Raw genomic sequence first — 1,676 nt, 5'->3', positions numbered from 1 at the left:
AGCTCGGTCCCGGGGATCCTCTAGAGTCCGCCCTCGCGGAAGAGGCCACGTTCCTGCGCACTCTCGCCGCCGGCTCGGAGAACCTCGACGCCTCGATCGCGGCGGCCAAGGACGCAGGCGGCACCACGATCGGCGGCGCAGAGGCGTTCCTGCTCCATGACACCTACGGCTTCCCCATCGACCTCACGATGGAGATCGTCGAGGAGGCGGGGCTCACCGTCGACCGCGATGCGTTCGACACCCTGATGCATGAGCAGCGCGCTCGTGCGAAGGCCGACGCGCGCTCGCGCAAGCGCCAACTGGCCGATACCAGCGTCTACCGCGACTTCCGCGCGAAGGGCGAGACCGTCTTCACCGGCTACACCGATTGGGAGACCGAGTCGACCGTCCTCGGACTCCTCGTCGACGGTGCCCCCGCACAGCGGGCGGTGCAGGGGCAGATCGCGGAGGTGATCCTCGCCGAGACCTCGCTGTACGCCGAGAGCGGCGGACAGGTCGCCGACAAGGGTGTGATCGTGGGTCCCGGCTACGAACTCGAGGTCCTGGACGTGCAGCGCCCGGTGCCGGGGCTGGTCAGCCACACGGTCGAGGTGACCTCGGGCGAGGTCGGCGTGGGCCAGCCCGCGACGAGCGTCGTGGATGCCGTCAACCGCCGCGCGGCACAGCAGGCGCACTCGGCGACCCACCTCGTGCACGCGGCCCTGCGCGACACGCTCGGAAAGTCGGCCACGCAGGCCGGATCGCTCAACCGCGCCGGCTACATGCGGTTCGACTTCTCCTGGGGTCAGACACTGTCGGAGGCGACCAAGACGGAGATCGAGGAGATCGCGAACAACGCCGTGCGCGACAATCTGCAGGTGAGCACGCGCGTCCTCCCTCTCGATGAGGCCAAGGCCGCCGGCGCGATGGCGCTGTTCGGCGAGAAGTACGGCGACACGGTGCGCATGGTCGACATCGGCGGCCCCTGGTCGCGCGAGCTGTGCGGCGGCACACATGTGAGCTCCAGTGCGGAGATCGGCCTCATCAACCTCGTCGGGGAGTCGTCCGTGGGCGCGTCCACGCGACGCGTGGAAGCTCTCGTCGGTCTGGACGCCTTCCGGGAGCTCGCTGCCGAGCGTGCCATCGTCTCGCAGTTGTCGACCTCGCTGAAGACGCCCAAAGACCAGCTCGCGAGCCGCGTCGCCGATCTCGCCGCGAGCCTGAAGGCCGCTGAGAAGCGCATCGCCCAGTTCGAGGCCAAAGCTCTGGAGAGCCGGCTGCCGGAACTGGCCGGGTCGGCGCAGGCGACCGGCGCGTTCCGCCTCGTCGCCCAGTCGCTGGGTGTCGCGGCGTCGGCGGACGATGTGCGCACGTTGGCCCTGCAGGTGCGCGAGCGCGTGGGCGCCGGTGCCGTCATCGCGCTCGGCGCCGTCGTCGGCGGCCGGCCCATCGTCATCGTCGCCACCGACGACGCAGCCCGCGCGGCGGGTGCCAAGGCAGGCGTGCTCGCCAAGAGCGCCGCCGCAGCGCTCGGCGGCGGCGGCGGCGGGCGTGACGATGTCGCGCAGGGCGGCGGCACCGACGCGGATGCCCTCCCGCAGGCGCTCGCAGCAGTGACGCGTGCGCTGGAGACCCCCGGAGCGTGAGCGGCTTCCGGCCGGGAGTTCGGACTCTAGAGGATCCCCGGGACCGAGCTC

General features: G+C 71.2%; 1 protein-coding gene. It reads left to right on the top strand.

The features are described 5' to 3' along the window. On the top strand, positions 1–1,625 hold a 1,625-nt coding region (locus I5I_RS08720), incomplete at its 5' end, for an alanine--tRNA ligase-related protein (RefSeq protein WP_036318396.1). Between the last annotated feature and the right edge of the window lie 51 nt (positions 1,626–1,676).

This window comes from Microbacterium sp. B24, assembly GCF_000333415.1.
GTDB lineage: Bacteria > Actinomycetota > Actinomycetes > Actinomycetales > Microbacteriaceae > Microbacterium.
The sequence above is the reverse complement of the archived record's forward strand: the minus strand, read 5'-3'. Positions and strand labels throughout refer to the sequence as shown.